The organism is Hydrogenophaga sp. (assembly GCF_036675665.1).
GTDB lineage: Bacteria > Pseudomonadota > Gammaproteobacteria > Burkholderiales > Burkholderiaceae_C > Hydrogenophaga.
The window spans coordinates 23,384-34,850 of sequence record NZ_JAKFEO010000064.1; the positions used below are offsets into that span (position 1 = coordinate 23,384).

Here is an 11,467-nt window from a genome sequence, read left to right on the forward strand (position 1 = left end):
TCAGCGGGAGAAGTGGCCGGCATCCAGGAAACGCTCCCACAGCGGCAGCCAGGCCGACCAGTCGTGCCCTCCCGCGACGGTGTGGCGCGACGCGGGCGGGAAACGCTCGGCCACGCGCTGGATGCGCGCGGCGAAACGGTCTTCGGTGCCGTGGCCGATGAACACCGGCAAGTCGGGTGGCGGGCGCTTGAGCCATTGCCAGACGCGCAGCTCGGGGTCGCGCAGGTCTGCCTCGCTGGGTTGCCATGGGTCCGGACCCCCGGCGCGTTCGACGACGTTGACGCTGGGCAGGCTGCCCGGATAGGGCGCGAGCAGGCACAGGCCGTCGGCCACGCCGGGCCGCGCGGCCAGGTGCGCCATGGCCACCATGCCGCCCAACGAGATGCCGCCCAGCCACACGCGCGCGCCGCGCATGCGCGCCGGGGTGAGGATGTCTTTCTGCAGGGCGTCCCAGGTGTGCACGGCATCGAGGCCGACCCCGCTGATGTCGACCGCCAGCAGGTCCAGCGGCAGGCCGCGCTGCTCGATGGCACGGGCACAACCGGCGTCGAAGATGTCTTCGGGGCGCATGGCCACGCCGGGCAGCATCACGAGCAGCTGCGGCGCTGCGCCCAGCGTGCCGACGGTGCGCAGCGGGGTGGTCACGGCGTGGGCTTTCTCACCGCGAACGCCGCCGACAGCACCAGCGCCAGCACCGCGCCCGGCCCCACCGTCACGCCGATGGCCTGCAGCACGGGCACCGAGGAAAAGGCCAGCACGCCGAAGCCGATCGCGGTGGTGGTGCTGGCCACGCCGATGGACAGCAGGGTTTCGTCGTCCAGCGTTTCGCCGAGCGCGAGGCGGTCGAAGAACAGCGCGTAGTTGGAGCCCACCGCCACCGTGAGCAGCACGCCCACCAGGTGCAACAGGTGCAGGCGCACGCCACCAGCGTGCAGGCCGGCCACCACCACCATCACCGCCATCACCAATGGCAGCATCACGCCGGCGAGCCGTCGCGGGCTGCGCAGCACGAAGGCCAGCACCACAAAGATGGCGAGGAAACCCGCCAGCGAGAGCAGGACGGCCTCGTCGATGTACTCGCCGTAAAGCGTGTCGAACTCGCCTTTGAGGTCGATGAAGATCGCGCCGCTGCCGGCCAGCGCGGCCCGCACCGCCTCGACCGGGATGTCGGCACCCGCGGCAGCCGGCGCCGGACGCAGCGGCAACAACACGCTCCAGCCCTGCGGACGTTGCAGCAGCAGCGCGTCCACCGCCAGGCCCAGGCCCGTGCCGTCCAGATCTTTGCGGGTGAGGTTGGGGGCGCTGCGCGCGGCCTGCACGTCGTCCAGGAACGGCTGCAACCGATCGGCCGACAGCGGCGCATCGGCCAGCGCGATCCGCAGGCGCGCACCAAGTTCGTCGGGCGGCGGCAGGCTGGCGCGCCGCGCGTTCTGCATGGCCTCGCTCGGCAGGAAACGCGCGGGCGAATCAAAGCCGCCGATGAGCCCCTGCTCGACCAGCCGGCGCAGCGGCTCGCCGGCGCGCTCGGCCGCCTGCAGTGCGCTCTCGCGGTCGGGTGCGGTGATCACCGCCATGTAGCGCGCGTCGGGCGCCCCGAGGTCGGCGCGCAGGCGGGCGTCCAGCTCGCCTTCGGCCTCGGTGACCGTGGACAGGGCCGACAGATTGGGGTACCAGAGGTCGTTGCGGTGCTGGGCCAGGTACACGCCGGCCACCAGCACCACCGCCAGCAAAGGCCAGCGCAGCACGCTGGCGTGCGCCACCAGCGGGCGCAGCAGGCGGCCCAGGCGCGCGCCATCGGCCAGATGCACCCCGGGGCCCGCCAGGTGCGGCAGCAGGTAACGCGTGACCAGCGCGGCCGTGACCACGCCTGTGATGGCGTACAGGCCGAGCTGCGCCAGGCCTGGGAAGCCCGAGAACAGCAACGCGCCAAACCCCAGCAGCGAGGTGAGCACACCCAGGCGAATGGTGGGCCAGTACTGCTCGCGCCAGGACACCGTGCCCATGCGCCCCGATTGCACGAAGTAGTAGATGGCGTAGTCCACCGCCTCGCCAATGAGCGCGGCGCCAAAGCCCACCGTGATGCCGAACACGGTGCCGTGCACCAGCCCGACCATGACGATGGCGGCCAGCGTGCCGCTGAGCACCGGCACCAGCGTGAGCAGCATGAGGCGGGCGCGGCGGTACACGAAGGCCAGCAGGATGGCGATGATCACCATGCTCATGATCGACAGGCGCGCGACCTCTTCCTGGATGGTGGCGCGCGCGCGCACCGCAAACAGCCCGGGGCCCGACATCTCCATCGTCAAGCCGGCCATTCCCGGCTGCTGCGTGGCTTGCGCAAAACGCTCTCGGATCAGCTCCACGGCCGCCGACTGTCCATCGGTGTCGGAGCCGAGCGCGTGCGTCTGCACCAGCAGCATGGCGCGTTCGCCGTCGCGCGAGGCCCACACGCCCTCCACCTCGTTGGGCTGCACCCCGCCGCCCAGGCCCGAGACCAGCTCCACCAGTTCACCGGTGGGGTCGCGGGCGAGGAAGGGCTTGAACAGCAGGCCGGCCGACGAGCTGAGCAGATCGATGCTGTTGTTCACCGCGCTGCGCAGACCTTCCACACTGAAGCGCTCGGGCGTGACGGCGGTGCTCAGCAGGTAGCGGTGGGCCAGCAGGAAGTCGCGCGTGGCGTCCATCGCCTCGGCTTCGCCGTTCTGCACCGAGGCAAAGGCCTTGTTGCCCGCCAGCGAGGCGCGCAACGCGCGCGACGCGTCGGCCCGCTGCGCCGCGTCGCCACCGGCAATGGCCACCATCAGCAGACGCGAGACCGCGCCCTCGCGCAGCTGGTCCACCATCACCGATTGTTCGGCCGTGGGGTTGGAGGGCAGGAAGAAGGAGACGTCGGCGGAGAAACGGGTGTTCCAGAGCAGCACCGCGCCCAGCGCCATCGCCGCGAGCCAGATCATCAGCGCACGCCAGACGCTCCGGGTCATTGAGATTTCACCGGCTCGATGGTCATCTCGGTGCGGTCACCGTCGGTCTGCAGGTATTCGATGCCCAGCACCTGCTGGCGCACACCGCTCAAGGTGATGCGCTGCAGCAGCGTGGCAATGCGCTGCTCGATCGGCACCAGCGTCAGGACCCAGGCGTCGACGTTGCCGGTGAGCTGGAGCGTGTAGTTGCGCTCCAGCGAGGCGCGGTTGCCTTGCAGCGTGCTGCGGATGCTCTCGACGAAAGCGGCGACCTCGGGCCGCTGGTTGAGCTGGATCTGCATCTTTTGGCGACCGCGCTCCAGGCTCAGCGTGTCCTTGTAGAGCACCATGGTCTCGGCCTTGGGCGTGTAGGTGCGCTTCTCCAGCCGGTCGGGCGCGTTGTAGAACATTTCGCCGGTGGCCACCACCGGCTTGTCGAGCAGCGCGAGGTGGCGTTTTTCAACGAACTTCGCGTGCCCGCCGGGGTTGCGCGCCAGCTCGGCCATGAGCTGCTCGATGTCGAACGCGGCGTGGGCCAGGGCGGTGAAGCCGCAGAGCACGAAGCCCATGAGAAGTCGTTGGATCATGTGCGTTGCCAGAAATCGAAGAAGTTGAACCAGTTGTACGGCGCCCGGCGACACATGTCCCCGAGCCGGTCGGCATAGGCCTGCATGGCCTGCGCCATCGCGGCCTCGCGGTCGCCGCGCTCGACGGTCGAGAAGTCCGCCAAGGGTTCGAAGCGCAGCTCGTAGCGGTTGCCTCCGAGGTACAGACCGGACATGAAAAACACCGGCCTGCGCAGCATGGCCGCCATGCGCCACGGCCCGAGCGGAAATCGCGCCGGCGCGCCCAGGAACATGCATTCTGCCGTGGAGTCGTTCGCCAGCGACCGGTCGGCCAGCATGCCCACCAGGCAACCCGCGTCCAGTTTGTCGCGTGCCCGCAGCATCGAGTCCGGTCGGCCGAGGGCCACCACGTCCTGCTGCGCGCGCGGATTGATGGCGTGCAGGATGGCGCCGATCTTGCGCGCGTTGTCCTCGTACATCAGCATCGCCACCGGTGTGCGCGCGTGCTGGTGGGCCATGGCGCGCAACACCTCGAAGCTGCCCAGATGGGCGCCCACCAGGAACGCCCCCGGCTGGTGGTCCAGTGCCTGTTGCACGGCCTTGTCGCCGGTGATGCGGATGTCGAACAGGTCGAAGCGATCGTTGAGCAGGTAAATGCGGTCGTGCACGGTGCTCGCAAAGCTCAACACATGCCGGTAGCCGTCGCGCCAGGTGGGCGGACGGCCCAGCGCGCGCGCCAGATAGGCACGCCCGTTGCGACGCGCCGTGGGCGAGAACAGCAGGAAGTACAGCGCGATGCCGCGCAACACCACACGCCCGGCCGGGCGCCCCAGCCGCAACGAGATCCAGACCATCAGCCGCAAAGCGCCCAGGTGGCTGCGCTCCTGCTGACGCATCCACTGGGGTGTGGGTCCGCCGGTCATGGGGCCGGGGGCACGAGGCTGCCGGCCGCCACTTCGCGGCCTTCGCAGTTCACGCTGAAGGCGATGGCGCCGCGCGGCGTGGTCTGCAAAACGAAACGCAACACCTGCGAGGGCCCGACCGGCACGAAGAACTTGGCCTGTGCGATCTGCCAGCCAGCACCGGGCAGCGCACCGCGCATCTGCGCGGCCAACAGGAGCGCGTGATCGAGCAGCATCACGCCGGGCACGATGGGTCGCGCCGGAAAATGGCCGGCAAAGGCCGGGTGGTCGGCCGGCAACTCCCAGGTGAACTCAGCCGTGTCCATGCACCACCTTCTCGGCGTACAGCCCCTGCAGCGCCTGGCGCGTGAGCTTGCCGGTGGCGTTGCGCGGCAAGGCATCCACCAGCACCAGCGGGCGCGGCAGAAAGATCGCGTCGAGCCGCTGGCGCAGCCCGGCCATGAGGGTGCGTGCGTCCACGGTGGGTGCGACCACAAAGGCCGCCAGGCGCGTCACGCCGTCGCCTTCGCGGGCGTCGTCGGGCAGGAAGAAGGCCGCGTCGAGCACACCCGGCAGCGCGCCGATCTGGTGGTTGAGGTAGGCCAGCGAGGTGCGTTTGCCCGCGATGTTGACGAGGTCGGCGTGGCGGCCGTGCAGCAGAAATGTGCCGTCGGCGCAGGACTCGATCACATCGGCCAGCGGCACGCGGCCTTCGACGTGGCCGCCGCTGACCCAGGTGGTGTCGCCCTCGTGTTCGAGCCGGAGCGCCGGCAACAGGTGCCAGGCCGCGCCGTCGAGCGTGCGGCGGCTGGCGATCGCGGACGACTCGGTGGAGCCGTAGATCTCATGCACCGGCGCGCCGCAGCGCGCTTCGGCGCGGCGCGCCAGATCGGGGCTGAGCGGCGCGGTGGCCGAGAGCACGAGGTCCAGCGGCGGCAGCGCCAGCTCCGAGGCCAGCAGGGCCGAGAGGTGGAACGGCGTGGTCACCAGCATGCGCGGGCGCGGCAGGGCCTGCAGCGCGTCAACGATGTCCTGCGGGTAAAACGGCTTGGCGGCGGCGAACTGGCAACCCCCGTGCAGCGCCACCAGCAGCGTGGATTCGAAACCGAAGCTGTGCTGTGTGGGCACCGTACCGACGATGGCCTGTGGTCGTTGCAGCAAGCCCAGGGCCAGCGCTTCCGCCTGCCCGTTCTGCACCAGCTTGCCCCAGGTCTTTCCGTGCGGTTGCGGCAGACCGGTGGAGCCGGAGGTGAACAGGATGGCCACGGTCTGGTCGTCGTCGACCATCGGCATCGCGTTCACGGCGGGGTGGTCCCGCGTGTCGAGATCGGGGAACACGGTGCCCGGGATGCCCGTGAGGTCGGCGGGCTTGTCGGCCAGCCAGGCGGTGCCGGGGTGATCCTCGGCCAGGCGCCGCAGCGTTTCGGGTGATTGCGACGAGGGCTGCAGGCTGACCTTGCCCGCGAGCAGGCCGGCGGCAAAGCCCACCGCGAAGTGGTACCGGTCCTCGCAAAGGTTGAGCAGCCAGGCGCCCGCGGGCAGCACGGTGGCCAGCGCGCGTGCGTGGGCCAGAAAGTCACGCACCCGCACCGGGCCGTGCGCGCGCCAGGCGAGCACGTCGTCCAGATCGCGACCCGTGATCAACGGCGAAGCGCTCATGGCTGCGAGGGGCCTGCGCGGCGCTGCGCCGAATCGCGCCGGTACGCGCGCACGATATCGATGATGCCGGGGCGCTCGTGCGGCGGCAGCACACACATGCGCCAGAGGTGCTCGACCAGAAACATGGCGCCCACCAGCGGCCCGGTCAGCAGGTTGGCGTGCACGGACCAGACGGCCGTTGGTGCCCAGATGAACAGCAGCGTGGACACCAGCGCGTTCACAAAGAAGAACACGGTCCAGGCGAGCGTCACATGGCGCGTGTAACGCACCTTGCGCTCGGACAGCTCGTGGGCAAAGATGCGCCGCGCCAGACGCGTGATGAGCGCATCACCCGGGCCGAGCAGCGACCTGCCGAACAGCACCCCCAGCGCCACATGGATGCCCAGGTGCTGCAAGTAGTAGAGCAGCGCGACGTTGTGGCGCACCTGAGGCCAGAGCCAGGCCAGCAGGGCGAGCATGGTCAGCACGCCCGCCGCGCGAACCGCCCACGCCGGCCAGCGCCACAGCGCCATGAGCAGGGCGGCAGCGATCGGCAGCACCGCCACCGCGGCGTTGAAGTCGGCGTTGCCCCAACCGGCCGTGCCCACGTGGGCCGCCACCACCCAGGCCGCCATCAGGAGCAGCACCCCGAGGTCTCGCAGTGCCGAGCTGACGGTCATGCGTTCAAACCATTCACTGCGTGCGCTGGCTCGCAATGTGGGCCGTCAGGGCGCGCGGCGAAGCGAAGATCTTGTCGTTGTCCTCGTTGTCCGAGCGCATCTGGAAGCCGTAGCGCTTGGAGATGACAAGCGAGATTTCGAGCATGTCGATGGAATCGAGTCCCATGCCGTCGCCGTACAGCGGCCCGTCGGGATCCACTTCATCCGGCGTCAGCTCCATGTTGAGGGCTTCGATGATCAGTGCAACCACCTCGGGCCAGAGTGCGTCGACGGTGGCGGGGGAAACAGGTTCGGTCATGTCGGTCATTCGGGAAACAAAAAGGGATGGGCATCAGCGGGGCGCCTGCGCACGCTGCGTCGGATGGCGTGCCTCTCACCGACCGGATCCGACGATTTCACCATGAATGGGTGCAGCGCGCGCCACGGCGCGTTCCCTGGCAGCATGGGACGTGCCCTACAGTAGCGCGGCCCGTCGCCGGTCGCCCACCCACCCCATCCCATGACACCCTCCCCCGACCGCGCCTGGCCCCGTCAACTCCTGTCCCGGTTCACCCACCTCTGGTACCTCAAGGCCTTCGGCACCATGGCGTTCATGGTGGTGTTTTTCCAGGCCTATTTCCGGGTGCAGCGCCATCCGCTGGGCGAACCGGTCACCATGCCCATGCTCGCCATCGACGACTGGGTGCCGTTCACACCGGTGGGGTTCGCGGCCTATGTGTCGCTGTGGGTGTACGTGTCGCTGCCCGCGGCATGGATGCCCAACCTGCGCGCGCTGCTCCACCAGGGCCTCTGGACGGCGGCGCTGTGCATCTTCTGCCTGCTGCTGTTCTGGATCTTTCCCACACAGACGCCCGTGCTCGACATCGACTGGTCGCAGCATGCCCAACTGGCGTTCATGAAAGGCCTGGACGCCACCGGCAACGCCTGTCCGTCGCTGCACGTGGCCTCGGCCGTGTACGCGGCGGTGTGGCTGCATCGCATCTTTGTGCAGGTGGGTGCACCGGTGGCGTTGCGCTGGCTGAGCGTGCTGCAATGCGCCGTCATCCTGTGGTCCACGATGGCGATCCGCCAGCATGTGTTTCTCGATGTGCTGGCCGGTGCGGTGGTGGGCGGCGTGTTTGCCTGGCTCTCGCTGCGCGCGGCACCGTCCGAGGCACTGGCGCGCTGATCGGTCCAGCGGCAGGGCCTTCACACGCGAGCGCGGGTGAACGCCAGCACGGCGGTGGCCACCACCAGCGCGGCCAGCATCACCCCGCCCTGCGCCGATCCCATGGTGCCCAGGGTCGCGGCGCTCACGGCGCACCACACCCATGCGCCCGCGCGCAACACACCCAGCAGAACGCGCGTGGCGCGTGTGGCCGCATCGGCGCACAAGAGCACGCCCAGGGTGGCGATGGCGGTGGGGTCGGGTGCGAGCCCGAACACCTCGGCCTGCGCCCACGGCCGACCCAGCGCCGGGGCCAGCAGGGGATGCGCCAGCACCGACCAGAGCACCAGCCCCACGCCAACGAGGTGGCGGGTCGGGCGGACCGCCAGCACCAGCGAAGGGCGCGTGGCCAGGACGAACAGACCGATCGCCTGGGCCCCGAAACCCCAGGCAAAGCCGACCGAGGCCCAGTTGATCGTTGCATAGCGCTGCCAGAGAAATGTCCACGCCACGAAGGCCCAGTCCAGCGCCAGCACCATGGCGGCGGCGCGAAGTGCGCCGCCGCGGCCACGCCACAGGCCCAACGCCAGGGCAAGACCCACCGCCACGGCCAGCACCTGCGCCGGCCACAGCGCCTGGTTGTGCAGTTCGAACAGCCGCCAGTAGGTGCCCGGCGCGAACATCAGGAAGTCCGCCGGGCTGTAGGTCCACCACTCGCTCACAGCGCGGCGACCTCTCGCGCCATGCGCATGCGCAAGGCCGCGTCGGGCAGGGGGCCCAAGGCCGCGCCCATGTTCTGCCGCAGGTGCGCCACCTGGCTGGTGGCCGGGATGGCGCAGGTCACGCCCGGGTGTGACACCACGAACTTCAGCGCCACCTGCGCCCAGCTGTCGCAGCCGATATCGGCCGCCCAGCCCGGCAGCGGGTGGCGCGCGAGCTGGTCGAGCAAGGCGCCCTGGCGGAACGGCCGGTTCACCAGCACCGCGATGCCGCGCTCCTGCGCCAGCGGCAGCAGACGCTGTTCGGCCTCGCGGTCGAGCAGGTTGTGGGTGAGCTGCACGAAGTCGAGCCGCTGCGTGCGCATGATGCGTTCGAGCTCGGCGTGACGCCGGCCTTCGGAGTTGCTGATGCCCACGTAGCGCAGACGCCCGCTGGCCTTCATCTCGAACAGGCGCGGCAGGTGTTCCTCCCAGGAGAGCAGGTTGTGCACCTGCATCAGGTCGAACCGAGGCACGCCCCAGAAAACACGCGAAGCCTCCATCTGCGTGGCGCCACGCGAGGCATCGCCGATCCACACCTTTTCGGCAGAAAACAAGGCTGCGGGGTGCTTGAGCTTCGCGAGTGCATGGCCGATGACGGGCTGCGAGGAGCCGTACATGGGCGAGCTGTCGATCACGCGTCCACCGGCGGCAAAGAACGCGCGCACCACCTCGGCACAGGCGTCGCGCGCCTGGGGGTCGTTGCCCACGTTGAAGGTGATCCAGCTGCCCAGGCCCACCACCGGCAGCACTTCGCCACTGGAGGGGATGCGACGCGTGATCACGCTGCCAGCGGCGGCTTGGGCGTTCGACACCATCGGCCAGGCCGAGGCCAGTGCGGCCGCGCCGAGTGCGCCACCCAGCCAGCGCCGTCGGCCGGGTGCGGGAAGGGGGAACGCGTTGGCGTCGCGTGTCTTCATGCCGGTGGGACGCGGCGTGGGGCCACGAAGTTCCGGATAGACAATTCCATCATGACGAAGGCGCGAGCACGCCCATATAAGATCGGTGGCCACCCGTTGCGGGCCTCGCGAAGCGCGCCGCGCTCGAGCACCTGCCCCCACTGCCCACCGCCGCGATGACCCCATCCTCCATTTCCGCACGCCGTCAGCTCATGGCCGTGGCCATGCTGGTGCTCGCCCTCATCGGCGGCCTGGTGCGCTGGTTTGCGCCGCAGCCTTCGGTGGCGCGCGATGTGGGTTCCATGCTGATGGTGCTGTGGCTGCCCATCGTCGGCAACATCATCGCGTGGCTGATCCAGCGCGCGAAGACGCCAAAACACCTGCCGCAGGGCTTCGCGGCTGGCACTGTGTTCACGCCCAGCGCGCGAATCGAACTCACCTTGCTGGCGGCCGACACACCCCGGCTCAGCCGGCCGATCCGCGCGGGCTACTTCGATGGCGCGTTGGTGGTGGGCTCCGAAGGTTTCACCACGCGCCTGGCGGTGCCGTCGCATGGGGAGCCGGTGCCTGAGGTGCCCTGCACGCTGGAGGTGCAGTTCCTGCGCCCCGAACTGGCGCTGGCCCATCTCACCCCGGGGGTCAGGTTCGCACTGCTCTCTGGCCGCACGGTGCTCGGCACGGGCCATGTGCTGCCGATGGCGGGGTGAGTCACTTCAGCAGCGAAGACCTCCCGGAAGGATGCCCACGATGCACGACCTGTTGCCCCCCTGGCCCCTGCTGTGGGCCTTCATCCTCACCAGCACGGTGCTGGCCGTCACACCCGGCCCCGGCGTGTTCTACATCGTCGCGCGCAGCCTGTTGCAGGGCCGGCGCCACGGCATGGCATCGGTGGCTGGCGTGGCGCTGGGCAACTTCTGCAATGCCGTGGGTGCCGCGCTCGGGCTCGCGGCCTTGTTCGCGGTCTCGTCGCTGGCGTTCAGCGTCGTCAAGTACCTCGGCGCCGCCTACCTGGTCTTCATGGGCATCCAGGCCCTGCGCGCACCCGCCGACGGTGCGGGCGCCGAGGGTCCCGAGCCCCAGCCGCATGGCATCGGCCGGATATTTCGCGATGGCTTTCTGGTGGCTCTGCTCAACCCCAAGACCGCGATCTTCTTCGCGGCCTTCCTGCCGCAGTTCATGACACCGCAGGCACCGTCCCACGCGGCGCAGAGCGTGACGCTGGGCGCGCTCTTCGTGCTGATCGCGGCGATCAGCGACACGACCTATGCGCTGGCGGCAGGCAGCGTGGCGCCGGCCTTGCAACGCGTGAGCGGCCTGCGCCGCGCAGGGCGCTGGCTCACGGGCGGGGCCTTCATCGGCCTGGGGGTGTTGACGGCCCTGTCCAGCGCCCGGGTGTCGACAAGGCAGCCCTAGCACGGCGCTGTAGCCTGCGCCCATGGATTCCCTGATCACCGCTGCCGCGCGAGCACTCGCCGGAGGCGACGCGCTCGGCGCGCTCAAACGCATCGCCCTGCGCGAAGACCCACCGGCGCTGGCTTTGCGCGGCATCGCCATGGCCCAGCTCGGCGAACACCCGCGCGCACGCGAACTGCTGCGACGCGCCAGCCAGGGCTTCGGCACACACGAGGCGCTCGCACGCGCGCGCTGCGTGGTGGCCGAGGCCGAGGTGGCGCTGGCCATGCGCGACCTCGGTGGTTCGCCCCGCCCATTGGCGGGCGCCGCGGACACGCTCGACGCGCACGCCGACCGCGCAAACGCGCTGCAAGCGCGGCTCATCGCGGCGCGCCGGCTGGTGCTGCTCGGCCGCCTCGCCGAAGCCGCGCGCGCGCTCGACCAGCTCGACGCGCGCGGCCTGTCGCCCGCGCTGGCGGCGGTGGCCGAGCTGGTCGCGGCCGAACTCGCGCTGCGCTCGCTGCA

Annotated in this window: 11 protein-coding genes and 2 pseudogenes; 4 read left to right on the plus strand and 9 right to left on the minus strand. The window is 70.0% G+C overall.

Annotation, left to right across the window (positions count from 1 at the left end; translation table 11 throughout):
- From V6M63_RS18550 to V6M63_RS18580, 7 genes and pseudogenes are all read right to left on the minus strand, one after another.
- The gene (locus tag V6M63_RS18550; RefSeq protein WP_332744231.1) at positions 1-645 is read right to left on the minus strand and encodes an alpha/beta hydrolase; all 645 of its coding nucleotides are present in this window, start codon (positions 643-645) and stop codon (positions 1-3) included.
- Complete coding sequence (locus V6M63_RS18555; RefSeq protein ID WP_332744233.1) at positions 642-2,981, minus strand: MMPL family transporter; 2,340 nt, start codon at positions 2,979-2,981, stop codon at positions 642-644. Before V6M63_RS18555 ends, V6M63_RS18550 begins: the two co-directional genes overlap by 4 nt.
- Positions 2,978-3,547: a LolA-related protein gene (locus V6M63_RS18560; RefSeq protein WP_332744235.1), complete on the minus strand. Its 570-nt coding sequence runs from the start codon at positions 3,545-3,547 to the stop codon at positions 2,978-2,980. The genes V6M63_RS18555 and V6M63_RS18560 overlap by 4 nt, the downstream gene beginning before the upstream one ends.
- Positions 3,544-4,449 carry an LpxL/LpxP family acyltransferase gene (locus V6M63_RS18565; protein ID WP_332744236.1) on the minus strand — a complete coding sequence of 302 codons (906 nt, stop codon included), beginning with the start codon at positions 4,447-4,449 and terminating at the stop codon, positions 3,544-3,546. Before V6M63_RS18565 ends, V6M63_RS18560 begins: the two co-directional genes overlap by 4 nt.
- Positions 4,446-6,087 (minus strand): annotated as a pseudogene (locus tag V6M63_RS18570) (AMP-binding protein). The gene V6M63_RS18565 and the pseudogene V6M63_RS18570 overlap by 4 nt, the downstream one beginning before the upstream one ends.
- Positions 6,084-6,746, minus strand: a complete 663-nt coding sequence (locus V6M63_RS18575) for a hypothetical protein (protein WP_332744238.1) — start codon at positions 6,744-6,746, stop codon at positions 6,084-6,086. The pseudogene V6M63_RS18570 and the gene V6M63_RS18575 overlap by 4 nt, the downstream one beginning before the upstream one ends.
- A gap of 13 nt (positions 6,747-6,759) precedes the next feature.
- Positions 6,760-7,044, minus strand: a complete 285-nt coding sequence (locus V6M63_RS18580) for a phosphopantetheine-binding protein (RefSeq protein WP_332744240.1) — start codon at positions 7,042-7,044, stop codon at positions 6,760-6,762.
- 201 nt (positions 7,045-7,245) lie between these two features.
- Here V6M63_RS18580 and V6M63_RS18585 point away from each other — a divergent pair, with 201 nt between their 5' ends.
- A complete protein-coding gene (locus tag V6M63_RS18585; protein WP_332744242.1) occupies positions 7,246-7,914 on the plus strand; it encodes a phosphatase PAP2 family protein in 669 nt (222 codons plus the stop codon).
- A 20-nt stretch (positions 7,915-7,934) separates the two neighbouring features.
- Here V6M63_RS18585 and V6M63_RS18590 read toward each other — a convergent pair whose 3' ends face one another.
- A complete protein-coding gene (locus tag V6M63_RS18590) occupies positions 7,935-8,615 on the minus strand; it encodes a DUF6064 family protein (protein WP_332744244.1) in 681 nt (226 codons plus the stop codon).
- On the minus strand, positions 8,612-9,469 hold the full coding sequence (locus V6M63_RS18595) for an aldo/keto reductase (protein WP_442909614.1): 858 nt from the start codon (positions 9,467-9,469) through the stop codon (positions 8,612-8,614). The genes V6M63_RS18590 and V6M63_RS18595 overlap by 4 nt, the downstream gene beginning before the upstream one ends.
- 257 nt (positions 9,470-9,726) lie before the next feature.
- Here V6M63_RS18595 and V6M63_RS18600 point away from each other — a divergent pair, with 257 nt between their 5' ends.
- From V6M63_RS18600 to V6M63_RS18610, 3 genes and pseudogenes are all read left to right on the plus strand, one after another.
- Entirely contained in the window at positions 9,727-10,257 is a 531-nt protein-coding gene (locus V6M63_RS18600) for a hypothetical protein (RefSeq protein WP_332744247.1), read from the plus strand.
- Between the two features lie 40 nt (positions 10,258-10,297).
- Positions 10,298-10,963 (plus strand): LysE family translocator, encoded by a 666-nt coding sequence (locus V6M63_RS18605; RefSeq protein WP_332744248.1) that lies wholly within the window; start codon positions 10,298-10,300, stop codon positions 10,961-10,963.
- Positions 10,964-10,985: 22 nt separating this feature from the next.
- Positions 10,986-11,467: pseudogene (locus tag V6M63_RS18610) on the plus strand (helix-turn-helix domain-containing protein); the annotation flags it as partial.

What these genes read in the sequence shown, in the direction of transcription:
- V6M63_RS18555 (WP_332744233.1), bottom strand. Translation starts at nt 2,981, where the DNA reads ATGACCCGGAGCGTCTGGCGTGCGCTGATGATCTGGCTCGCGGCGATG.
- V6M63_RS18560 (WP_332744235.1), bottom strand. Translation starts at nt 3,547, where the DNA reads ATGATCCAACGACTTCTCATGGGCTTCGTGCTCTGCGGCTTCACCGCC.
- V6M63_RS18565 (WP_332744236.1), bottom strand. Translation starts at nt 4,449, where the DNA reads ATGACCGGCGGACCCACACCCCAGTGGATGCGTCAGCAGGAGCGCAGC.
- V6M63_RS18575 (WP_332744238.1), bottom strand. Translation starts at nt 6,746, where the DNA reads ATGACCGTCAGCTCGGCACTGCGAGACCTCGGGGTGCTGCTCCTGATG.
- V6M63_RS18580 (WP_332744240.1), bottom strand. Translation starts at nt 7,044, where the DNA reads ATGACCGAACCTGTTTCCCCCGCCACCGTCGACGCACTCTGGCCCGAG.
- V6M63_RS18585 (WP_332744242.1), top strand. Translation starts at nt 7,246, where the DNA reads ATGACACCCTCCCCCGACCGCGCCTGGCCCCGTCAACTCCTGTCCCGG.
- V6M63_RS18595 (WP_442909614.1), bottom strand. Translation starts at nt 9,469, where the DNA reads ATGGTGTCGAACGCCCAAGCCGCCGCTGGCAGCGTGATCACGCGTCGC.
- V6M63_RS18600 (WP_332744247.1), top strand. Translation starts at nt 9,727, where the DNA reads ATGACCCCATCCTCCATTTCCGCACGCCGTCAGCTCATGGCCGTGGCC.
- V6M63_RS18605 (WP_332744248.1), top strand. Translation starts at nt 10,298, where the DNA reads ATGCACGACCTGTTGCCCCCCTGGCCCCTGCTGTGGGCCTTCATCCTC.